Here is a 23,231-nt window from a genome sequence, read left to right on the forward strand (position 1 = left end):
TACGGCCCCTAAAACTCCATTAGCATGGCGGCGTCATTTGCCTTTGTCGCCTCTAAGATTTTCTCATTTGTGCGATCTCTTAGTTCAAGATACTTAATGAAAGCATCTTTTCCAATTTTTTGAAGTAGAAGATCGTCATACTTTTTTTGAATTTCACGATCAAACGCCATTTCTTCTTCAGTTGGATTATAAGTATAGTTTTCACCATACTTTTCTTCTAATTGATCATGCATTTCTTCAAATGCTGAAACCTTATCATTGAAAAGACCCTCTCTCATACTGAGGTAATCTTTATATTCTTTCTCAGTAAGCCCAAGGTCATTAATAAATAACTCTTTTACATTTGTAAGCCACTCTTCTTCAAGGCGATCAAATTCTTCTTCTTTTGCCTCTAGCCTTCTTTCAAGTTCTTCATCATCAACAACATCAAGATCTAGGTTAGGAGTTCCCTCATTGGCACCAAGTGCTTGGGCCTCCTCACTTCCTGCAGCAACTTTTTTAGCAGGAGTATCCTCAAATTCGACGACATTAACTTGAGAAGTCATCACTTCTAGAGAGTTTTTATCGTTAGCAATATTTGTCTTAGATTGTTTTGTATTGAAAAAGTAGAAACCACCAGCTGCGATGGCAAGTATGATAATTGTAATTACGATTTTTTTCATAAATTAACTCAAGGTTTAATATTCTCAAATATAATATTAGCACCTAATCGCTTAGCTGTCCTCATTTGTTCTTTAGTTCTTACTGTCCAAAAGACAATATTATTAAAAGTAAAATGCTTGATAATGCTAAGCTGTAGCTTTGAGTATGTATCGATATCTAGTCCAATATAATCTGGCCTGATAACTGGAATAAAAGTCATATTCTCAAGAATCTTTTGCTTTAGAGGATTAAGGCTTGTATCACTAAAATCTCTTGTTACAAGTAGGCCCAAAATAACGGCCGGATAGTGCTTTCGAAACCACTTTAAACAAAATGGATTAAAGGATTGAATCGTATAATCCCCTTCATAGCCTTGAAGAAGTTTCATGACTTCAGACTCAAGCTCTCCATTGTGTTCGATAACCTTCAATTCAATGATAAGTGGAACTTGTCCATTAACAAGATCGAGGACTTCCTTAAGAGTAGGAATCTTCTCTTTTGTTTCTTTGATATAGAGCTGTTTTAGGCTATCGAGAGTGTATTGAGATACTTTGCCATTGCTGCCCGTTAGACGCTCTAGGGTTTCGTCGTGAAAGACCACCACATGGCCATCACTTGATAAGTGTACGTCTAACTCAATAGCATAATTATGTTTAATGGCCGCCTTAAAAGCGGCCATCGTATTTTCAGGTTTTTTTTCGTCGTGTAAACCACGATGAGCAATATAAGTATCGAGATAAAATGTCATTATAATGTTCTTAAGAACATACGAAGATCCGATTTATCCTCATCACTAAGTAGTTCATTACCCTCTTTATCCGTAAAGATTCGTTCGTAGTGACCTGAGTTTGAAAGCCCTGGTAACTTTGTATTGTAGTAAGCTTCTCTAATTCTGCGCTCCTCAGGAATATCCATTCCAACAGGAAAGCCATTACAATCATAATCAAAGTCTAGCATCGGATCAACTGCTGGGATCTGATAGAACTCTTTTACTCTTTGCGCTGGCGGAGTCATTAGCTCACAAAGATTTGGAATTGAATTATTGTGCATATATGGCCAACGGGCCCAGATTCCGTTTAGTGGTGGTGGTACATATCCTTTTTGTGGCTCCACAACAGTCTTCATCCATTTAGAAATTGCTAATTCATTTAAAGCCTCAGCAAAGTATGCTGTACCTTGATAGCGAAGAGGATCTGTTCCAACATCCTTAACAGGCGTCTTTTCATGATAGATAAGCTTTTTCGTCTTAATTTGTTCACTCTTGGACATAAGTGCAGAAAAAGGAAGATCCCAATTCTTCTGGTATTCTCCGTGACATTTCTGACAACGATTCTCAAAATGCTTTTGTCCTCGCTTTGCTGATTCAATATCAATACGTGACACATCAAAGAAGTCATCAATACGTGGTGCTTTTGTTGAGAAGGCCGCAGCCGTAAGCTCTTTGATAATTTCAGGATTATCTTGTAACCATTTTTCTAATTCATATAAATCTGTTCCACGCCCAAGTTCATTCCACAGGAAATTTGTGAAGATTGGGTTACCTGCAACAATTGATCCATCTGATAGCCAACGAGTTTTATACTTAAGCGTCCACCATGGCATTGGCTTAGAGTCGGCAACTGTTGAAACAAGAGGATTAAATCTTGGAAAGACTTCATTAAGTTTAGACTTTGATGCGTACTCATCTTGTTTACGATGAGCAAGAGAGAGAGCAACTTGAGGAAGTGAAGTATCAAGTCCAAGTACCATTGGTGATGTTGCTCCAACAGAGTGGATATTCTTCTTTGTTCTCTTAAGCATTGCAACTTCACCATCTGTTGCATTTGTTACTTTTTGAAATGTCTTCGTCGGAATAAATGGAAGAAGTTTTTTTGCTTTAACAAAAAGTTCATTGGCCTTCACTGTTTTATTTGTTAGGCCCATAACAGTTGTTCCAAAAAGGCTTGCTGAGTGACAAGTGGCACAGCTAAAAGTTAGCCCTTTTCCCCACTGAGTATCAACAATACTAGCTCCCATATAATAATCAGGCTTGTGCCCTTCTGGATAAGGGATACGATAAATCCCCGTTGCATCTTCATTATTATATGGATTAAGTCCTAGCCATTGATAGAAAGATTCAACACTATTAACACCAAACTTCTTTTCACCAAGTGTCGTTAAAACAAAGTTTACAAATTTTTCGTCGCGTAGTTCAAAGAAATTATTAAAAGCTTCATATGGAATAAGAAGTCCTGTTACACTAACTGGCCAAACCAGTGCGTGCTTTAGTCCATCTTGAGTTACTTGTTCGTATTCATCTTGAGATAGTTGGTAGAGGTTTTCGCGATTCTCACCCTTTTCAATTTTAGCATCACGTCCCCAATCTGGTGCGTATGAAAATGCAGATAAACTAATTAGTAGTAAAAGTAGTGATTTCATCCTCTCTCCCCTCTAAATTTTTAGAATAAGATTAACTTCTTTCGAGTGTAATCTTCCATCGCATACGCGATCCCCTCACGTCCAAGTCCAGAATCTTTTATCCCTCCATAAGGCATGGCATCCATGCGAAATCCTGGGACGTTATTGAAGATAATTCCTCCAACATCGATTCTTTGACTTGCTTCCTTCATATTTACTAAGCTGTTTGTAAAAACACCAGCTTGGAGTCCATATTTTGAATCATTTACAAGCTCAATGGCCTCTGAAAATGAGTCATAAGGCTCTAAAATCACGACAGGACCGAAGATTTCCTCTGAAACAACCTTCATATCCAAATCTGTATTAGTTAAAACTGTTGGAGCATAAATATGGTGGTCTTCATCAATAATATGCCCACCACACAGAAGCTCGGCCCCATTTGATATGGCCTCTTGTACCCACTGATGAATTCTCTCAAGAGCACCTTCATTGATGACAGGGCCATTAATCACACTCTCATCTTTTGGGTCACCTGAACCAATTGTCTCGACCTGCTCAAGAAATAATTCAACAAATTCATCAAAGATTTCACTGGCAATAAAAACTCTCTGAGTTGAGATACAAATTTGTCCTGAATATAAGAAAGAGCCATTAACGATTTGAGCTGTCACAGCTTCCATATCTTCAACGTCATTAACGATAACGGCCGCATTACCACCAAGCTCAAGAAGACACTTCTTCTTTCCACTTAAGGCCTTTAGCGCCCAACCAACTTTTGCACTTCCCGTAAAAGAGAAAACACTAATTCTTTCATCTTCTAAAAATCTTTGTGCAAGAGCATCTTCACAAATAACAATATTCACAACTCCTTTTGGAAAACCAACTCTTGAAATTAGCTTTGCAAAAGCAAGTAGAGTAATTGGAGTTTGTGGTGATGGTTTAACAATAATGCTACATCCGACAGCAAGTGCAGGAGCGATTTTATGAAGTGCAAGGTTTAGTGGAAAGTTAAATGGAGAGATACCAAAAATAATCCCTTCCGGTTCATGGCGAATAATGGCCATCTTATCTGCACCAGGCCCATATGAAAGGTCAGGCGTTTCACTGCTGTGATGACGAGCTTTTTCAGCAGAGAGCCTAATTGTTTCCACACAACGAGCAACCTCACCCTTTGCATACGATATTGGCTTTCCCGCTTCCATACATATTAAATGAGAAAAGAACGAAGCCTCTTCTTCTAAAAAGTCAGCAAGCTTAAATAGTAATTTACTTCTTTGGGCACTATCAAAATTTTTATATTCTTCGAATGCATTTTGTGAAGATTGAATAACCTTTTCGTATTGGTGAGAAGCTAAGAGATCAACTTCATTTAAAATACTTTGATCGTATTTATTAAGGACTTCAATAGAGCTTTCACCATAGAGAAATTCATCATTCACGAACGAGGAACGAAATTGCGAAAAATTTTGCATAAAAAAACCACCTTGCTAAGGTGGTATTGTATCTATTCTAAAAATAATGGGTCAATTAATATTGCTTAAAAATCAAATTCACTACCAGCGTGTTGAGTCGATAATTCATAACTTAATGAAGGATTATCTTTTAGAAAGAGTTCTTCTCCACCCATAAATAATTTGATGGAACACAGATAGCAAAGTTTAATTTTAACTTCTCTTCCATTGAGGCTTGAGTATAGTCTTGCCTTAATCATTTTACTTCTGCGAGGTCCGTTGGCCAAAGACCAGTTACGCCCTGCAGCTGAACACGCATCACACATAGCTATCACCTTCATGTTATTTCAGATACATAAAAACTGTTTAACAACGATTTCTATAGATTTTATCGTCATTCTAAAATAAAACTTAATAAATTTATAGTTACTGTATTTTCAAGCACTTAGGTTTTACACATTTGGCCTAAAGTGCCAATCTAATGGGTCAGCAAATATTCTCTGGCCAGAAAAAATTCCCTCATGATACCTTTTATAAGTTATTGAAAATCAACGAATTCGGAGAAGTTAATGACTGCAACTATCAGCCCATTAAAAGTAAAAAATCATCTTGCAACGGCACCAACAAATGCCCCAATCTATGCAACTAAAATTCATAACTTAGCGGGAGAGGAAATCACTCTTGCAGACCCAAAAGCAACAAGAGCTCTTGTGGCCCTAATGAATCAACACGCAGTTATTGGTGGAGCAGCTTGCCACTGGGGTGGACCTGCGGCCTTCGCAGAGATGATGAGTGCTCTTCACTCGATTATGTTCTCACAAGGACCAAATTGGTTTGAGAAATTTAACTTCGTAAACGATGCTGGTCACGCAGAAAATGGAATTTACGCTCTTCGTGCAAATCTTGGTTTTGATGGACTTACATTTGAAAGTCTAAGAGGCTTCCGTTCAATAACATCAAAACTTACTGGTCACGGTGAAGCTCACTTAAATCCAGAAGGTGTTTTCATTTCAAATGGCCCACTTGGTTCAGGACTTCCTCAGGCACAAGGTCTTGCTCTTGCAGATAAGGCAATTGGAAATGATCGTGTAACTGTTTGTACAATCTCTGATGGTGGTTGTATGGAAGGTGAAGCTCGTGAAGCGATGGCCGCAATTCCTGGTCTTGCACAAAAAGGTAAAATGAATCCATTTGTTATGATTATCAGTGATAATAATACAAAACTTGGTGGGCGTATTACTGAAGATAGCTTCGATATGAAAGGAAGCTTCCTTGCTCTTAGAGAAATGGGTTGGGATCTTGTAAGAGTTGAAGAAGGACACGACCTAGAAAGAGTTTATCAAGCAATCGAAGAAAATATTGCAAAAGCAAAATCAAATGAACTTAAGCCAATTGCTCTTGTTATCAAAACAATCAAAGGTTACGGTGTAAAATCAACTGAAGAAGCAAAGTCTGGTGGTCATGGTTATCCTCTTGGAGCATATGATGAAAAATTAATTTCATTTCTTGATGAAATTTATACTGGTGAAACTTGTCCAGAAGAGTTTAAAAATTGGGCAAATGAAATCCTATCTTCAAAGCCAGCTCCAAAAGAGGCTTCTAAGTCTTCGGCCCCTTCAGACAAGGTTCAGCCAGGTCTTGCAAATGCTATGATTAAAGCAACAAAAGAAGGGCTTCCAGTTTTTTCTGTAACTTCAGATCTTGCAGGTTCAACTGGTGTTTCAGGCTTCCATAAAGAATTCCCTAATCACTATGTTGATATTGGTATTGCAGAATCGAATATGGTTTCAACAGCAGTTGGTATGGCAAAACAAGGATTCATTCCTGTTGTTGATACTTTTGCACAATTTGGTGTAACAAAAGGAAATCTTCCTTTAATCATGTCTCAGCTTTCTCAAGGTGCTGTGATTTGTTTGTTCTCACATACAGGTTTCCAAGATGCTGCTGACGGTGCTTCACACCAAGCAACAACTTACTTCTCTGCTGTAGCAGGAATTCCAAATACAACAGTCATTGCTCTTTCAACGAAAGAAGAAGCTGAAAGCCTAATGTATCAAGCAATTAAGAGATACGAAGAAGCAGTAAACAAAGGAAAAACACCAGAAACAACTGTATTTTTCTTTGGCCGTGAAAAACATCCAGTTTCATATATTGATGGTGCAAACTACGGTTGGGCCAAAGCTCAAGTTCTAAGACAAGGTACGGACGGAATTATCGTAACTCACGGTCCACTTGTACAACAAGCTCTTAAAGCTGCGACAGAACTTGAAGCAAAAGGTAAAAATATTACTGTTATCAATAATCCATTTATTAACAAGATTGATGTTGAAACATTCAAGGATCAGCTAGCAAAGAATGGAAATAAAATTGTAACTGTTGAAGATCACCAACTAACAGCTGGTGCTGGAGCAATGCTTTGTCATGCTCTAAAACAAGAAGGACTTGAATTTAATCTGAAGTCACTTGGAAATGATGGCCACTTTGGTCAGTCTTCATACACTGCACTTGAGCTTTATAAGAAATTTGGCTTTGATGCAGATGCAATGATTAATCAATTCTAATTAAATATAGGCCTCAGAAATGAGGCCTTTTTTATTACCTTTCTTAGGCCATTTTAAAATACGCTAAAACCGATATCCCCTTCAAGTAACTCTAATAATGCAATAAGGAGGAATCGTGTTTCATTCCAAAAAATTACTCTATCTCATTACCCCCGCCCTACTCTTAATCTCACTACTAGGTTGTACCCGAGCTGAAAGATATTCATTCACTAATGATCCTAAGCCTGCATCAAGACACACTCTGGATTCTCACAAGGCCGTTTCCCAAGAGTTAAACTTTGATGATGATCGAGACTTTAAAGATTCTCAAAAGGGTTTTATTGCAAAACTTGAAGGGCCAATTAAATCAAAAGATGGAATGAAAGAGATTTTTGATCCTGCTAAATTTCCTTCCCTCACACAAGGAAAGCCACCTGAAACAGTAAACCCAAGTCTTTGGCGTCAATCACAGCTTACGTCAATTAATGGGCTGTTTCGCGTCTCTGACCATATTTACCAAGTCAGAGGAATTGATCTTGCAAATGTTTCCTTTATTCGTGGAAAAAAAGGATGGATTGTTATTGATCCTCTCATGACAACAGAGACTGCAAAGACAGCTTTAGAACTCGTTAGAAAGAATGTAGAAAATCTACCTGTAACGGCCATTATTTTCACACACTCTCATCTTGATCACTTTGGTGGAGTCTATGGAATTGCCAGTAAACGCGAACTTGAAAGCGGCAAGATTCAAATTATCGCTTCCAAGGATTTTGTCTATGAGGCAGTAAGCGAAAATGTTATTGCAGGAACGGCAATGAGTCGACGTGCAGAATATATGTATGCACGAACATTAGATTTTGGAGCGCAAGGATCTGTTGGTACAGGACTAGGAAGCTATACCGCCAATGGTGAATATGCCATTGCGAAGCCGACGACAATTATTGATAAAGACAAAAGCTTAGTTGTGGACGGCGTAACCATTGACTTCATGTTTACACCAGGCGCAGAGGCACCAACAGAAATGATGGCCTATTTTCCAAGAGACAATGCACTTTGTGGTGCAGAGATCTTAAGCCATACAATGCATAATATACAGACCCTAAGAGGAGCTCAAGTAAGGGATAGTCTTGCGTGGTCTAAGCATATTCAAAGGGCCCTTGAAAAATATAACAAGGCCGAAATACTTTTTAATTCACATCACTGGCCGACCTTTGGAAATGATCGCGTTGTCTCACATATGGCCTCGCAAAGAGATCTGTATAAATTCATTCATGACCAGTCCGTCAATCGCTTAAATAAAGGTCTTTCTGGAACCGAGCTATCTGACAGTATTAAATTAAATAGAAACCTCGCCAAAAACTTTGCCAATCGTGGCTATTACGGAAGCCTAAGTCACAATACACGTGCAGTATACGATAAATACCTTGGCTTCTTTGATGGTAATCCTGCTCACCTAAATCCGCTCCCAGAAGTAGAATCAGCAAAGAGAACAATTGCTTATATGGGAGGAGCCGGAGACGTCTTAGAAATGGCCATCAAAGATTATAAAATTGGTGAGTATCGCTTTGTTGCGGAAGTTTTAAATAAACTCGTCTTTGCCCAACCAAAGAATGTTAAGGCAAAGCAGTTACTTGCTGACACTTATGAGCAATTGGCCTATCAATCCGAGAATGCGACTTGGAGAAATTTCTATGTTCAAGCAGCTCAAGAATTACGTTACGGAGTTGGTCGGCCAGCACCGGCAACGGCTTCACCTGCAATTTTATCTCAAATGGATACTGAATTACTCTTAGATTATCTCTCTGTTAGAGTTAATTCTGAAAAGGCCAATGGTACAGACTTAACACTTGAATTAAATATTACAGATAGAAATCAAAGGTATTACTTAACCCTTAGAAATAGTGTTCTTAACTATTCAAAGAAAAGACCTCAAGAACAAAATCGCCAGCTCGCTTCAGATGATAATGCATCAATTAACTTAAAGCATGGACAATTAGTAAAGCTTGCAATGGGAGCAGTTTCCTTTGCTGAGCTTGATGAGAAAAATATTAACTATAGTGGGGATAAGAAAGTTTTCGATGCCCTTAATGAAACATTAGATACTTTTCCTAATACATTTAATATCGTGACACCTTAAAAAAAAGCCTCTGTTTTACAGAGGCTTTTTATATTCAACGACCATTTTTTCTTCTAGATCTTTATAACAAAAATTTTCAGGTGTAATAGAAGGTAGAATAACTACTTTGATTTTTCTACGTTTTAAAAAATTCCAACGGATTCCTTTAAAAACACCTTTTCCAGAAAAAGAATAGAAACTTCCCCATAGACCTTTAATAACAATTGGAACGACTTGAGCATTCGTTTGCTCTACAACCTTCTTAATACCTGGCTGATACTTTCTAGGCTCACCATCACGAGTAATCCACCCCTCAGGAAAGAAGCCTACACAGCGCTCTTCATTTAGAGTGCTATTTAGTTTTGAATAAGCTTCATCAAGAACCCTTGGGTCCTCTCTTCTTGTAGCGATCGGAATCAAATGTCCCTGCATAAAGAATTGCTTAAGCCCTGGAATATTATAATAGCGGTGGTCAATTACCCAGCGAATAGGTCTTGGAGAAAGACTCATGACAACACCCCAGTCAACAAATGATGTGTGGTTGGCAGCAATAACAAGCCTTCCTTCTTTTGGAATATTTTCTTCACCTTCAATTTGAATATCATAAAGAAAAGTCGTAAAAAGCTGCACAACAAAGCGCCACATTTCTTCATGGAAGAAGTAGTAGCAAATTCCTGCATAGATCAGATTAAGGGCACCAAGAATGAGTAGATTATCTAGAGCCGTTGCGCCAGCACTCTTAAGAAGAATAATTGAAACAGCTGCAACAACCATAAAGATAGCATTCCAAATATTATTGGCCGCGATTGTTCTCGCAAGCTTCTCAAGAGGTGCACTATGCTGCATAAAAGTTAATTGTGAGATATAGAAATTCCCACCAAATATTGTAATAAGTAGAAGATCTATAATTGCTCTTAGAGCAAGTGGTTGTGCAAAAAATTCAGCAGGTGGCATCAAAGCGCCTGTCACTGACATTGGCCACTGTGTAGAAACATAGTAAAGATCAAAAACAGCTAGCGACATCCCCACTGCTGCAACAGGAACCATTCCCACTTCAATTCTCTTACCAGATAGCTTTGAGCAAATCCAAGAACCAAGCCCCATCCCTACTGTGAATGTTGCCATAAAGATTGAGGCAACCATTTCACTTCCGTAGAAAACATTTTTAATAATGGCCGGCATAACTGAAAGAACAAATGAGCCTAGAAACCAGAACCATGAAACTCCCATCATTGCACGGAAAGAGTTCTTCTCTTTTACAGAGTTAATGAGAAGTTGAAACGTTGGTTTAACAAATGTGTAATCAATTTTTACATCATTATTAATATCGTTAATTTTATTTTGAAAACGTGCTGTAATAACACCAAGTACCGCAAATATTAGGATTGCAAAAGCGGCCGTATCAGTAGCATCAGGTGCTGCAGCGGCAAGCCCTCCAATGATTGTACCAATAAGAATTGCAATAAAAGTTCCTCCACCAATAAGTGCTGTTCCTGTCGTTAGCTCTTCATCTTTTAAAATTGTCCTTAAAGACGAGAACTTAACTGGTGAAAAGAATGACGACTGAGCACCCATTAAAAAGAGTGTAAACATTAACAGTCCGTAACTCTCTGTAACGAAACCAATCGCTCCACAAAGCATAAATGCAAGCTCAGTAAATTTTGTTACCTTAATAACTTGCGCCTTGTCGTAGTGATCTGAAATTTGACCAGATGTAGCAGAAAATAAAACATAAGGAAGAATGAAAGCACCACCAGCAAAGGCAACTAATGATTCTGCACCAAGTCCAAATAGTGAGACATTCTTATATGTAATTAAGATAATTAGAGCATTTTTAAATACGTTATCGTTTGCGGCACCAAGGAACATCGTCCAAAATAGAGGCCAAAATTTTCTTTCTTTATAGAGCATTGCTAATGACATTGTTTTTCCTTAAATAATTCTTAACAATATTGTACTATTATTTACTAATACGTAATGACGCATAAACCCGAAAGGAATTTATATGAAACTATATCACTATATCCATTGTCCATTTTGTGTAAGAGTTCGCATGGCACTTGGTTTCTTCGAAATCGAGTATGAATCAATTGTACTAGATTACAATGATGAGAAGACACCTGTCGAGCTTACTGGCACAAAGATGTTACCAATTATGGAAATTGATGGCGTCATTATGAACGAATCACTTGATATTATCAAGGCCCTTGCAATTCACAGCGATAAAGATTTGAATCTATCAAAATTAGATAGCGAAAGCTTTAAGCTGCTTAATGATTACCTCGATCAACTTGGAAAAGATGTTCATAACTTATGCATGCCTTACTGGGCGTGGTCAAAAGAGTTCACTCCAGAGGCAAGAGAATACTTTATTAATAAAAAGTCTGCTAAGCGTGGCCCATTTCACTTACTTGCGCAAAATAAAGCAGAATACTTACATAGCTTTGAACAAACGCTGACTCAGCTTCCAGCAAAACTTTTACCTTACTATGAAAGCGACAAGTTTACGATTCTAGATATCCTTCTAGCATCACATATTTGGGGAATGTACATCTTTCCAGAGTATCAATTTCCTCCGCAAATTCACATCTACCTTCAAAAGGTGAAAGAGCTAACAAACTTTAATTATCACGAAGATTTCTGGCGCAACTAGCGCTAGGACTTCTTACCTAGAAAAATCCAAATAGGTCCAATAAGAAGGAATTGAAGATCTTCAAAAAAAGAAGGCTTCTTTCCTTCTATTTTGTGACCAATAAACTGCCCAACCCAAGCAACAACAAAGACAACAATCCAAGTAATAAAAAAATATTCCGCTAAAAAATTAACAAGAAAGAATTGTGTTAAGAGCATAAATGGAATCACTAAGCTAAGAGCGACAGTGATGGCCTTTAAATTTTTTAGTGAAAGATAGAAAAGACTAGCAAGAATAACAAAGGCCCATGCCCAATTAAAATAGCCAAAGATCGCAGGCTTTGGAATCGCCCAAAGCATTCCCAATAGTGACCAAGTAATCAATGGAACACATACTTCGTGAATGCGTTGATTTGTTTTATTCTGATGAGATTCACCGTACATCTCAAGCCACGTTTCTAAACTTCTCATTGAGTATGCTCCAAAAAACAAAGGGAGACCATTTGGTCTCCCCTCATTATATCATAATTGATTTTTAAATTATGAAGCTGCTTCTTCTTTTTCTTCAGCTGCGTCAGCGTGAGTCTCAACAACCATTTCAGTTTCTTCAACTTCTGGCTCAACGACAACTTTCGGAAGGTGACAAGATACAACTGATGCAGTTGGATCGATAGACCAAGCTAGACCAGTTGGTAGAGAGAAGTGCTCAAGTGCCCAGTGTCCATCAAGCTCAAGACCAGTGATATCGAATTCTAAGAATTCTGGCATATCTTTTGGTAGACCTTCTACTTCAACTTCATGCATATTGAAGTTAACTAGACCACCAGCTTTTGTACCAATAGCTTCACCTACAAAGTGGATTGGAAGAGAAATAACTACTTTCTCTTTTGCAGATACTTTATGGAATGAGCAATGTACAAAGTCTGTCCCGAGGTGACCTCTTTGAACATCTGCTAGAGTTACAAGGTGCTTCTTACCTTCAAACTCTACTTCAAATACCTTTCCAGAAGTATGTAGGAATTTTGAAAGACCCTGCTTTGGAACCATAAATTGAGCTCCTGCAAAACCTTTTCCATAAATAGTTCCTGGAATATATCCGTCTTTTCTCATTTGAGTTGTTGATCTTCCCGGTTTTCTTGTTTCAACTTTTAAAATACTAGTTGTTGACACATTTTCCTCCTGTGTTCCGTGGATTCAATAGATAGTATTCTATCGACCGTTCATAAAAAAAATTTAGAATAAACTTGAATAAAAACACACAATCACCTATTTTTCTCCTATGAAAACTGACTTAAACACACAACTACTAAACTCTTTTTATATCCCTGCAAGTGACATCACACCTACTAATGCCCAGAAGGTTATGATTATCTTACACGGCCTAGGCGATAGCCTTGAGTCTTACAAAATATTCACACAAGAAATAAATGTAACCGGTCTAAGTTACTTGCTCTTAAACGCGCCAAAGAAGTACTACTTCGGTTACAGTTGGTACGATATTCCACCTAATAATCCAGTGCCTGGTATTGAAAACAGCGTAAAAACTCTAACCAAGATTATTGATGAGATCGTAGAAAAAAATAGCAATATCGACTACTCGGACATCTTTATCGGTGGCTTTTCTCAAGGTGGTTGCGTGAGTCTTGAGACGGCCTATCAACTCGATCACAAACTAGGAGGAATTGTTCTAATGTCCCCTAGAATTTATCCAGAAAGAAGGCCTCAGCAATTGTCAAAATGCCTCAAAGAAACGGCCATTTTTTGCGCTCATGGAAGCCTTGATCCAGTAATTGATATTAATCAAACAAAGGCCGGAATTGATCATCTTGTAAGCCTAGGGGCCAATGCACAATTCCATGCCTATGAAATGGAGCATGAAATTGATATTGATGAAGTGATTCAGCTACGTAACTGGTTGAATGAACATCTATAATTTCTGACACTTGCCCTAAGCTATTTCCAAAACTACCATTATTAGGTAAGATAGGAGCAAATGAAACTCAGGAAATAAAGGAATCAATATGAGCGATAATCCATTCAACATTCTAGGTAAAGAATCTACTCCTATCAATCAAGGAGAAGCTGTTTCTGGTGCCGATAAATCAAAAGAACTAAATGAGCAAATCGAAGCACTAATTGGATCTGCTGACCTTTTCTTATTCATGAAAGGTACACCTGATATGCCAATGTGTGGTTTTTCAGCAAATACAATTGCAATGCTAAACTCTGTTGGTAAACCTTATAAGACTTTTAACATTTTAGAAGATATGGATATTAGAGAAGGTGTAAAAGTTTACTCTAACTGGCCAACTTACCCACAACTTTACTTCAAGGGTGAGCTTGTAGGTGGTAATGATATTATCACTGAGATGTTCCAATCAGGACAACTACAAGAAGTTCTAAATAGCTAATTGATTATTTAAGCATCGACGCTAGGCCTTACTATGTTTTGGCCTAGCGATATTGAAAACGTTGTATACTCAAAGTCTTTTTCAAAATCTAAAATCATATTATTTTCTAATGCTAACTTTTTCGAAATACTAAGGCCAAGACCTGTTCCCTCACCGACATCTTTCGTTGTGAAGAATGGTGTGAAGATATCTTTAGCAACATTATCTTTAATCCCATCACCACCATCCTGTACGTAGATAGTGAACTGATCTAGCATTGACTCTTCAACCCAAATTTTTATCCAACATTTCTCAAGAGATTCAAATTGATGAACCGCCTGATAAGAGTTAGTGAGCAAGTTTAAAATGATTTGATAGAACTCATTTTTTTTACACGCTACTTCTAAGTCACTAAACGGATTTTTAAAATCAATATAAATTTCTCGACCAGTTTGGGCCTGAAATAACCCCAATGAATCCTGTATTAAGTTATCAAGGTTATGTATCTCTTTAGTAATTGAGTTTGAGGAGCGAGAGTAAATCTTTAAACTATTAGCAATATTTTCAATGCGATCCACTTGCTTAATAATACTCTCTAACTTTTTCATATAAGAAGGATCGGAATCCTTGATCTTACCAGCATAACGATCTTTCAACTGTTCGGCCTGAATGCGTATAATACATAATGGATTATTTATTTCGTGTGCAATTCCTGCAGACATTTGTCCAAGAGAGCGCCATCTTTCAAATTCTTCAAATTGCTTTTCTTGCATTTTCAAAGTTACGCGATTGATATGTTCTTGATGAACATCGCGAATTTGAACCATATAACGTCCAACACCTTGAATAACAATATAGGTTACACTAATACGACAAAATCTTTTTTTAGAACGACGCTTGCGATAAATAGGATGAGTAACTTTTAAGGCCACGCCGTCCAAACGTTTTGCTTGTTCAAAAGTATTTAAGAAGAACAAATACTCTTCATCATCAAAGATAACTTCTGAAAACTTGTTTCCCACAAGACTTTGCTTTGTCACCTTATTTATATCTAAGATCACAAGTTGATTATTAAGAATGAATAAATCATCATCGGTGGCGGTATAGAAATTTTTGAACAGAGTCGAGATAAAATTCTCAGCTCCGGCATTAATATTACGACTGTAAACCTCAATAAATGACGGGCTTGTCCCTGTAGCTGAATAACCTGGCTGTAGCCAAATCTCCCACTGATCTCTTTCGCCTAATAAATTGATTGATTCAGAAAAGAAGTGGCAAGCTTCACCATTCTTTACTCTTTCGACTTGTTCAAGAAAGAACCCCTTCTTTTCATCAGGAGTATATTGAAATAAATTAGTGCCAACAGTTAACCCATAACCGAGATATAAATCATTCACATAAATGCAATCTCCATCAAAATCGATGTGACAGTAATGGATATTCGAATTTAATAGCTCCTTGCGAAAGCTACTATTCGGTTTATTCACTTGGCGTCTCGTCTCAATCATAGCGATAATGATTGTTTTAAATCAACTTCTTCTAAATATAAAATCGCCTCTATTTTATTAGAGGCGATTTATGTAAAAAAAATATTAATATGTATTTTCTGAAACAGAATTATCACTGTCATTAGAACTAGATGAAACATTTGACTCATCTGAACTTGCAGCTTTTTCATATGTATCAGGAATAAGTGACCACTTACCGCCACCTTCTGAACGAATAATATAACCGTAATCATGAAGCTTTCTTCTTAGGTTATATAAGTGAACATCCACTGTTTTTGGGTGAACAGTTGTATCTCCCCAAACATTATCTAAGATATCATCGCGACTTACGATACGATGTGGAGAATTAATAAATAGTCCCAGTAGTTGTTTTTGTTTACTAGTTAAGTGCTCTACTTCTTTACCATCTAGCAGCATCGACTTGTGAGCAATTGGTTGAACCATTCTTCTTGGACTACCATTAAATACATTCTCAATCTTAACGATTAACTCATTTTTCTTAAATGGTTTTGTTAAGTAATCAAGTGCACCTTCCATAAAACAGAATCTCAGTGCATCAATATCATCGATACTTGAAACGATGATAAATGGAATCACCATTAAACGACGATCTTTTGAATGATTTAAGTAAGTCATGAAGTTACCATCATCAAGCATAAGATCTGCAATGATTAGTGCTGGATTCTTTTCAGTATTTGATAGAGCATTTTGAAACTCTTCAATAGAAGTAAAAAATCTTAAGTTGTTGTAGCGGTGAACGAGAGTTTGTTCGTAAACAAAACGACATCCCTCATCATCCTCTAAAATCCAAATTTCCTTGTCCGTTGCCATTGTCATAATTCAAACCTCACCGATAAATTGTTGTCCCCATCAAGAATTTCGTAATCCTTTCCCTTTGCTAAAAAGTTATGAATTCCGATGTATCTTCTTAATGATTTTTCGTTTTCGTCACCTAAGTTTAAGATGGAATCTAACTCTTGTCTTAAGTATTTGTTTAATTCTGACTTAATAAAAATTAATTTTCTTAACTCGTCTTTAATTTCTAAGGTGATATGGAATGTATTTCTTCCTTCTTTTTTTGCCAAAGTTGAGAATAAGTGGGCAAAAGAGAACAAGATTTCACATAAATCGTTAGCTTGTGAACCTTTTACGGTTACATCATTAGCAATATTCCAAGTTAAATCTGCAAAATGTTTCTTTAAGTAGATACGTGCTTGACCGAAGGCCCTAGTAGCGATTTTGCTAATTGGAACTTCTTCATCTAAGAAATAAGGTGTTGATTGCTTAAGAAGATTTAAATCATTCTCAAAGCGTTCAAGACCTTGATTTAATTTTTTAACAAATGGGTTATTTTCATCCTGATCCTGCATCAATTCATCAATACAAAACCTAATTAAATGCATATGACCCGAGTAATCATGGGATAAAACTCTTAGCGTTTCGTTAAAAGCTTCTCCTCTATCCAATTCATTATTCATAGAACCTGCGCTGTTTTTTAATATATATTTTGTTTACATACCAATAAATATTGCTTATTCATAGTAAAAAATCACGCATATCAGTAAATCATTGAAATTAAAGAAGAAAGAAGGAGTATTTTTTATACTAGATTGGACAATATCCAAAAGATATTCTAGTTTCGCCACATGGAAAATAAATTTTTAAACGCTGGCAAAGACGAAGTTTTTGCAAAGAAAATTGAAAAAATATCAGATTTTGAATTCAATCAAGATGTGGCCTCTGTATTTGATGACATGGTATCGCGAAGTATTCCAAATTATCATGAGATTCATAAAATCATCATCGACCTAACAAGACGCTTCTATCAATCTGGAACAGTTTATGACTTTGGTTGTTCGACAGGAACGACGATGCTTTTAATGGCCGATTACTTTCGCCAAAACGACAAAGAGCTTCCACAATTTATCGGTATTGATACTTCAAGACCGATGCTTGAAAAGGCGGCACAGAAGCTTAAGTCTCACGGTCTACAAGATAATGTTGAGTTATTAGAAGAGTCGATCACTGATGTAAAAATTGAAAATGCCGGTATGGCAATCATGAACTACACTCTTCAATTCCTACCAGTTGAAGAGCGCCTTAATGTTCTTAAAAATATCTATAACGGGCTTAATGATAATGGCTGTTTTATTTTGGCCGAGAAAATTATCTGCCAAGATGAGCAAATTGATAATCTTTTGATTGATCTTTATTATGATTTCAAACGTAGAAATGGATATAGTGAGATGGAGATTGCTCAAAAACGAGAGGCCCTAGAAAATGTCCTGAGGCCCCTAACTCCACAACAACAACTTAAAATGTTAGATGAAGCAGGCTTTAAGAAATCTGAAATGATTTTTAGATGGTATAATTTTGCTTGTTACCTATGTATCAAATAGGAAGAGAATGGATAGTTTAGAGTATTTAGAAAAATTTGGTAATCGTGTTGATATTGAATCTTTAAGACAACTTAAAGCAGACAAGCTTCAAATGTTTCGCACAAAATATCAGAAAGAATACAAAGAGATCTTTGATGTCATCCCATCTCTTCAAGAGAACTCGAGCGAAACCCTTGAGACTGCGACAAAGCTTATTCCATGGCGAAAAGGACCTTTTCAAGTTGGTGAGCTTGATATTGATGCCGAATGGCGCTCAGATAAAAAATGGGAAAGACTAAAAGAATCTCTTCCAAATTTAAAAGATAAGGTTGTTTTAGATGTAGGCTGTAATAACGGCTACTATATGTTTGAGATGGCCAAACAAGAACCAAAGTTAGTTCTTGGAATTGATCCTGTCTTACACAATCAGGCCCAATTTGAATTCATTAATCACTTTAAGAAATATGATAATTTAAAATTTGAATTATTTGGTATCGAAGATCTTCCAAACTTTAGATCATTCTTTGATGTTGTTTTCTCGATGGGCGTTCTCTATCATCACCGTCATCCACTTGAGCAATTAATCTCCATCAGAGAATCTCTTGTTCCTGGAGGAGAAATGATTATGGAAACAATTGGTATTCCAGGAGAGGAGACAATCTGCCTATTCCCAGAAGATCGTTACTCAAAGATGAGAAATGTATGGTTTCTTCCAACTCTAAGCTGTCTTAAGAATTGGATTAATCGAACAGGCTTCATTGATATGGAAGTTGTCTCTGTTTCAACGACAAATTTTGAAGAACAAAGACAAACGAAATGGTGTCCTCCACCACATCAATCCCTTGAGGACTTCTTAGATACTGAAGATCAAACGAAAACAGTAGAAGGCTATCCTGCTCCAGTAAGGTTTTGTATTAGAGCAAAGAAAAAGCCGAATTCACCAATAAAGACTTTTTAATGATTAATAAGAGCAGAAAGGCCATTTACCTTAGTTTCGGAATTGCATTTGTGATTCTTGCTTTTATTGGTATTTTTCTTCCTCTTATTCCAACAACTCCTTTTCTTCTTTTAAGTGCCTACTTCTTTTCGCAAAGTAATGAAAAGTACTATCAGTGGCTACTAGATCATAAGATTTTTGGCCCAATTATTACTGACTGGAATAAATATGGAGTTGTGAGTGTAAAATCTAAAATCATTGCCATCTCAATGATCGTAGCACTCTTTTCATATACGCTAATTTACGTTGAAGTGAATCCGACGATAAAAGTTATCGTTTCATTAATTGGTATTGGAGTTATTGTTTTCTTGCTAACAAGACCGAGTAAAAGAAAGTTATAGTTTATATTTTTGGCCCTTTTCAAAAATATAGCACTCTCCATGAACAACAATTTCTTCATCAGTAACGACTAGGCCACTCCCATCAGGACAAGCATAAATTGGAAAACGAGAGAATATAGAATGTCTCTTTAACTCGTCATCGTAGCGTTTTGATTTACGATAATGAGGAAAAAACTCGAAATCAATAATATTCATGGCCTTAAAGTCTGTGACATCATCGTCATTATCATCACGATCCCATGGCGGAAATGATGCTGTCATAATATTTGGAGTCGTAATAATTGCACCAGCTGAAAGGCCTGTTAAAATTCCACCATTTTCGACATAATCGATGAGTTCTTCAAACATCCCACTTTCTTTTAAGTGCTTTAAGAAATAAAACGTATTACCTCCACCGAGATGAATCACGTCACTTTGAAGTGCCTCTTCTTTGAGAGTTCTGTCAAATTCATGATCAACAGGAAGATGGATAAACCTTTTAAAACCTATTTTCTTATAGGCCATAATTAAATCGATAAAATCTAATTCTGATTCGTAGGAACCTGCTGGAATAAAAGTTATACTTGGAGATTCACTATTACAAAGCTCTAAGATATGTTCGTCAATTTCGACATTATCACAAAAGTCGCCACCACCATATAATCCAATTTTCATTTCTTAGATGCCTTCTCTATAGTCTCTTACAATTTTAAGAAGTTCTTTTACAATTGGTTTTAAATGTTTTTTCTCGTTTGCCACACGATCACTCTTTGGACTTACATTATCAGGGTCAAACGTTTGGTGTTCTCTAAAGTCACGAACAACATTGAAGATAGTAAGTGGGTCAAATTTCTTATACTTCTTCATCATAGAATCGACGATACGAGCAATACTATCACCTGTTACTCTTTCAAACTTGTTTATAATCGATGAGCGCATAACAACTTCAAGAAGAATATCATCAAATCTCTTCTTAGATTTTTTAGCAACAAGATGTAATAATTCAATATAGGAATCTTGAAATGCATCGATTTTATTTGCACGATATGTATTAATCTCTAAATCAGATTGACTCGCATAACTAGACTTAGCGATATTGATAAATTCATCTCGTGTAATCCATTCACCACGGCTTAAAATAAGCTGAGGATATTCACGTAGAATATCTCGCATACTAAAAATGGCATCCCAGCAAATACCATCACTCACCTCATAAAGACCAAAGCTAGATTTTGCCTTTTCAAAGTAATAGAATGGCTTTTGTAAATTTTCAATCTTATGTGAGTGCTTCTTTACCAGCCAATCATGATACTTCGGAGAAATCCCAATTTTAGAAATTAGGTTATACTTCTTTTGAGTTTCAAAAATTTCATCAAATTGTTCAAGGTACTCACTAGTTGAAAAATCAGCTATCGCTTTCTTTTCTTTTGTTTCTAAAAAGTCCACAATTTGAATAAAGGACTGAACAATATACTTCGCCTTATCTTTTTGTTCTTTAATGGTAGTGGAATAACGTTGAACATCATCGAATCGGTATTCATGATGATAAAGACCAAACTGTCTAATCGAACCATAATCGATGATACCACCATTCATAAGAATATTATCGCCATCCCAATCAAGCCAACAAAAGATATAATCATCTTCAAAATTAGCAGCAAGCTTTGCAAATACTTCCACCTGTTTCTTTAAAAAATAACGATATCTTGCCTTCGCAGTTTTTGGGACTCTTTGCCATTCACCATTAATCTTTTGGCGATCAATATAGTAATTAACAATATTTTTTAAAGCATCATAATTGGCCTGCTTTAGATGATTAAACATATGAGAAGGTCTAATTAAGTTACTATTGGCCCTAACATTAATTGAAATATTGTCTTTAAATTTAATGATGGCCAAACATCTCTCTGTCTCATAGTTATTCTTTTGCATAACTTCAGAGAACATTAGAGTTGCTAGTCCTTCATCAAACTCAGAGTAGCCACATCCATACGAAATAGATGGATCACCTGTTTTAAAGTATTTATTTTGTATATGGGTTGCAGGTGATAACTTTGTTGCTCCAGTTCCCTGACTCGAGATATCCCAAGTAAGCCCATTGTGATCAACTGTACCATTCCAGATCGAGCGTCCATCACCCGAAGTCTTTCCCTGCTTATTTGGATGTTGTAGCTGCAAGTAGCGAGTTGCCATATAGCGATTTGGCAGAATCTCATCTTCTGGATACTCGATCCCATTTTCAATATCGTATTCATTGATAATCACAATCGAGAAAGTCTCAAGAATTCTTTGGGCCAAATCTTTAGTCAAAGTATTATCATGGCCTTCAGAAATTAAACCCATCTCTTTTGCCAATTCAAAATTAAAGTAAGCAACACTTCCCCCATGTCTTTTTCGGACTTGATACGTGATAAACGAATCCGGACAACTTTGCTGCAGAGGATGTTTTCCATTAATTTGACTAAATTTAGAATAATTTAAATTCGATTTACTAGATAACTTATTATTTGTTTTGCTACTTATCTTTAATGAGCCCATACCCAGATTATATCTTAACTAAATCAGCAAATTCTTCCCTACGAAGAATTTGCTATTTATAAATGCCATATCTGAGTATTTTGGTTTGTTTTGAGAATTAAGGTAGGACGTAAACCTTCTTAATCTCAATATTTGAAGCTGGAAGATTTTGAAATGGACCATTTCTTCCAGTTTTTGACTTCTTGATTCTATTAACAACGGCCATTCCACTAACAACCTTTCCAAATACAGCGTAACCATACTGAGATGGAGTCGGCCCTGAGTGATCCAGGAAGTTATTATCTTTTACGTTAATAAAGAATTGAGAAGTTGCAGAATTAATCACAGAAGTTCTTGCCATTGCAATTGTTCCAAGAACATTACTTAGGCCATTTGTTGCTTCGTTCTTAATTGGCTTTTCTGTTTTTTTCTTCTTAAGACTTGTATCGTATCCCCCACCTTGAATCATGAATCCGTCAATAACACGGTGAAAAATAGTTCCATTGTAGAATCCAGAATTAACGTAGCTTAAAAAGTTTTTTACTGTTTCGGGTGCCTTTTTATCATACAGCTTAATAGTGATGTCCCCATAATTTGTCTGCATCATAACCTTAGTGTCTGCATGAACGCTTAGGCCAATTAAGATAATAAAAAGTAGTTTTAATTTCAATTTCAATTTCATTTTTCTTCCTCGAAGAATTTTTTAAAGTTAATAAATTCTTCGTGTTCATTATAATCTAAAAATTTATTTTTAGCGAGAAAGTCTATATTGTGGTTCCCCCAATAAAAATCATCGTCAACTTCAAATGTTGGAACACCAAAGACGCCTTTATCAAACGCTTCATTGATAACAAGCTTTAATTCTTTCTTCAAATTACGATCACTATCTAAACGTTCATACTCTTCTAGTGTCAAACATTTTTCAGTAATAAATTCTTTAAACTGATCATAGTCATTAAAATCATGACCGTATTTCCAACCAAAATGAAATGTATTAAGAATAAAGTTTGCCTGTTTTAATTTATCATCCCTAAGTCCAAGGGCCATTCTTAAGTAAGGTAAAGAATTGAACGGAAGCATTTTTGGTGAAGTAAGTTTTACTTCCATTTTATCCGCTGTCCTTAACGCCTCTTTAAATAAGTAGAGTGCTTTATTCTTAGTTTGTGCAGGAGCACTCATCTCATTTAATGCAAATAGCCTTCCCACCATCACTGGACAGAAGTTAATTTCATATTTCTCAGAAAGAAGCCCTGCGTCTAACTGCAACATACTTAAGTATGAGTAAGGAGATGTAAAATCAAAGTAGAAATTTAAGTTTTTTTTCATTTATATACACAATTGTTA

General features: G+C 36.4%; 23 protein-coding genes. 8 read left to right on the forward strand and 15 right to left on the reverse strand.

What is annotated here, in order from left to right:
• Positions 1-8: 8 nt before the first annotated feature.
• The 5 genes from ACMAYS_RS05075 to ACMAYS_RS05095 all read right to left on the reverse strand — a co-directional run bounded on the left by ACMAYS_RS05075 (position 9) and on the right by ACMAYS_RS05095 (position 4,816).
• Entirely contained in the window at positions 9-662 is a 654-nt protein-coding gene (locus ACMAYS_RS05075; protein WP_392991156.1) for a hypothetical protein, read from the reverse strand.
• 8 nt (positions 663-670) lie between these two features.
• On the reverse strand, positions 671-1,390 hold the full coding sequence (locus ACMAYS_RS05080) for a glycerophosphodiester phosphodiesterase family protein (RefSeq protein ID WP_103216604.1): 720 nt from the start codon (positions 1,388-1,390) through the stop codon (positions 671-673).
• Complete coding sequence (locus ACMAYS_RS05085; protein ID WP_103216603.1) at positions 1,390-3,060, reverse strand: hypothetical protein; 1,671 nt, start codon at positions 3,058-3,060, stop codon at positions 1,390-1,392. The genes ACMAYS_RS05080 and ACMAYS_RS05085 overlap by 1 nt, the downstream gene beginning before the upstream one ends.
• A gap of 20 nt (positions 3,061-3,080) precedes the next feature.
• Positions 3,081-4,511 (reverse strand): aldehyde dehydrogenase family protein, encoded by a 1,431-nt coding sequence (locus ACMAYS_RS05090; RefSeq protein WP_412462881.1) that lies wholly within the window; start codon positions 4,509-4,511, stop codon positions 3,081-3,083.
• Between the two features lie 65 nt (positions 4,512-4,576).
• A complete protein-coding gene (locus ACMAYS_RS05095) occupies positions 4,577-4,816 on the reverse strand; it encodes a hypothetical protein (protein WP_412462882.1) in 240 nt (79 codons plus the stop codon).
• A 243-nt stretch (positions 4,817-5,059) separates the two neighbouring features.
• Between ACMAYS_RS05095 and ACMAYS_RS05100 the strand changes: the two genes are divergently transcribed.
• A complete protein-coding gene (locus tag ACMAYS_RS05100) occupies positions 5,060-7,051 on the forward strand; it encodes a transketolase C-terminal domain-containing protein (protein ID WP_392991150.1) in 1,992 nt (663 codons plus the stop codon).
• Between the two features lie 115 nt (positions 7,052-7,166).
• Positions 7,167-9,167, forward strand: coding sequence for an alkyl/aryl-sulfatase (locus tag ACMAYS_RS05105; RefSeq protein WP_412462883.1), 2,001 nt, complete (start codon positions 7,167-7,169; stop codon positions 9,165-9,167).
• A 15-nt stretch (positions 9,168-9,182) separates the two neighbouring features.
• Here ACMAYS_RS05105 and ACMAYS_RS05110 read toward each other — a convergent pair whose 3' ends face one another.
• On the reverse strand, positions 9,183-11,069 hold the full coding sequence (locus tag ACMAYS_RS05110) for an MFS transporter (RefSeq protein WP_392991147.1): 1,887 nt from the start codon (positions 11,067-11,069) through the stop codon (positions 9,183-9,185).
• Between the two features lie 82 nt (positions 11,070-11,151).
• Between ACMAYS_RS05110 and grxB the strand changes: the two genes are divergently transcribed.
• Positions 11,152-11,799 carry a glutaredoxin 2 gene (gene grxB / locus ACMAYS_RS05115; protein WP_103216597.1) on the forward strand — a complete coding sequence of 216 codons (648 nt, stop codon included), beginning with the start codon at positions 11,152-11,154 and terminating at the stop codon, positions 11,797-11,799.
• Positions 11,800-11,801: 2 nt separating this feature from the next.
• Here the strand turns inward: grxB and ACMAYS_RS05120 are convergent, their stop codons facing one another.
• Together ACMAYS_RS05120 and ACMAYS_RS05125 are read right to left on the reverse strand one after the other, a co-directional pair.
• The gene (locus tag ACMAYS_RS05120) at positions 11,802-12,248 is read right to left on the reverse strand and encodes a DUF962 domain-containing protein (protein ID WP_392991146.1); all 447 of its coding nucleotides are present in this window, start codon (positions 12,246-12,248) and stop codon (positions 11,802-11,804) included.
• A gap of 69 nt (positions 12,249-12,317) precedes the next feature.
• The gene (locus tag ACMAYS_RS05125) at positions 12,318-12,947 is read right to left on the reverse strand and encodes a 50S ribosomal protein L25 (protein WP_103216595.1); all 630 of its coding nucleotides are present in this window, start codon (positions 12,945-12,947) and stop codon (positions 12,318-12,320) included.
• A gap of 109 nt (positions 12,948-13,056) precedes the next feature.
• Here ACMAYS_RS05125 and ACMAYS_RS05130 point away from each other — a divergent pair, with 109 nt between their 5' ends.
• Positions 13,057-13,710 (forward strand): alpha/beta hydrolase, encoded by a 654-nt coding sequence (locus tag ACMAYS_RS05130; protein ID WP_392991145.1) that lies wholly within the window; start codon positions 13,057-13,059, stop codon positions 13,708-13,710.
• An 88-nt stretch (positions 13,711-13,798) separates the two neighbouring features.
• Positions 13,799-14,188, forward strand: a complete 390-nt coding sequence (gene grxD / locus ACMAYS_RS05135; protein WP_103216593.1) for a Grx4 family monothiol glutaredoxin — start codon at positions 13,799-13,801, stop codon at positions 14,186-14,188.
• Positions 14,189-14,196: 8 nt separating this feature from the next.
• Here the strand turns inward: grxD and ACMAYS_RS05140 are convergent, their stop codons facing one another.
• The 3 genes from ACMAYS_RS05140 to ACMAYS_RS05150 form a co-directional block, all read right to left on the reverse strand.
• Positions 14,197-15,654, reverse strand: a complete 1,458-nt coding sequence (locus tag ACMAYS_RS05140; RefSeq protein ID WP_158246767.1) for a two-component system sensor histidine kinase NtrB — start codon at positions 15,652-15,654, stop codon at positions 14,197-14,199.
• A gap of 105 nt (positions 15,655-15,759) precedes the next feature.
• Complete coding sequence (locus ACMAYS_RS05145; protein WP_412462884.1) at positions 15,760-16,512, reverse strand: response regulator transcription factor; 753 nt, start codon at positions 16,510-16,512, stop codon at positions 15,760-15,762.
• Positions 16,509-17,153, reverse strand: a complete 645-nt coding sequence (locus ACMAYS_RS05150; RefSeq protein WP_412462885.1) for a hypothetical protein — start codon at positions 17,151-17,153, stop codon at positions 16,509-16,511. The genes ACMAYS_RS05145 and ACMAYS_RS05150 overlap by 4 nt, the downstream gene beginning before the upstream one ends.
• Before the next feature lie 168 nt (positions 17,154-17,321).
• Between ACMAYS_RS05150 and cmoA the strand changes: the two genes are divergently transcribed.
• Genes cmoA through ACMAYS_RS05165 form a run of 3 tightly spaced genes read left to right on the forward strand, consistent with a single transcriptional unit; the run spans position 17,322 to position 19,391 of the window.
• Positions 17,322-18,074, forward strand: a complete 753-nt coding sequence (gene cmoA / locus ACMAYS_RS05155; protein WP_103216589.1) for a carboxy-S-adenosyl-L-methionine synthase CmoA — start codon at positions 17,322-17,324, stop codon at positions 18,072-18,074.
• A gap of 7 nt (positions 18,075-18,081) precedes the next feature.
• Positions 18,082-19,011: a tRNA 5-methoxyuridine(34)/uridine 5-oxyacetic acid(34) synthase CmoB gene (cmoB, locus tag ACMAYS_RS05160; RefSeq protein WP_103216588.1), complete on the forward strand. Its 930-nt coding sequence runs from the start codon at positions 18,082-18,084 to the stop codon at positions 19,009-19,011.
• The gene (locus tag ACMAYS_RS05165) at positions 19,011-19,391 is read left to right on the forward strand and encodes a YbaN family protein (RefSeq protein ID WP_103216587.1); all 381 of its coding nucleotides are present in this window, start codon (positions 19,011-19,013) and stop codon (positions 19,389-19,391) included. The genes cmoB and ACMAYS_RS05165 overlap by 1 nt, the downstream gene beginning before the upstream one ends.
• On the opposite strand, the gene ACMAYS_RS05170 is transcribed toward ACMAYS_RS05165, so the two are convergent.
• From ACMAYS_RS05170 to ACMAYS_RS05185, 4 genes are all read right to left on the reverse strand, one after another.
• Positions 19,386-20,045: a Type 1 glutamine amidotransferase-like domain-containing protein gene (locus tag ACMAYS_RS05170; RefSeq protein WP_103216586.1), complete on the reverse strand. Its 660-nt coding sequence runs from the start codon at positions 20,043-20,045 to the stop codon at positions 19,386-19,388. The two genes, ACMAYS_RS05165 and ACMAYS_RS05170, sit on opposite strands and share 6 nt — an antisense overlap.
• Before the next feature lie 3 nt (positions 20,046-20,048).
• Complete coding sequence (locus ACMAYS_RS05175) at positions 20,049-21,908, reverse strand: hypothetical protein (RefSeq protein ID WP_103216585.1); 1,860 nt, start codon at positions 21,906-21,908, stop codon at positions 20,049-20,051.
• Between the two features lie 97 nt (positions 21,909-22,005).
• Positions 22,006-22,569: a peptidylprolyl isomerase gene (locus tag ACMAYS_RS05180; protein WP_412462886.1), complete on the reverse strand. Its 564-nt coding sequence runs from the start codon at positions 22,567-22,569 to the stop codon at positions 22,006-22,008.
• The gene (locus ACMAYS_RS05185) at positions 22,566-23,213 is read right to left on the reverse strand and encodes a DsbA family protein (protein ID WP_103216583.1); all 648 of its coding nucleotides are present in this window, start codon (positions 23,211-23,213) and stop codon (positions 22,566-22,568) included. The genes ACMAYS_RS05180 and ACMAYS_RS05185 overlap by 4 nt, the downstream gene beginning before the upstream one ends.
• Positions 23,214-23,231: the final 18 nt, after the last annotated feature.

It is taken from the genome of Halobacteriovorax sp. RT-2-6, from assembly GCF_047085025.1.
In the GTDB taxonomy this organism is placed as follows: Bacteria; Bdellovibrionota; Bacteriovoracia; order Bacteriovoracales; family Bacteriovoracaceae; genus Halobacteriovorax_A.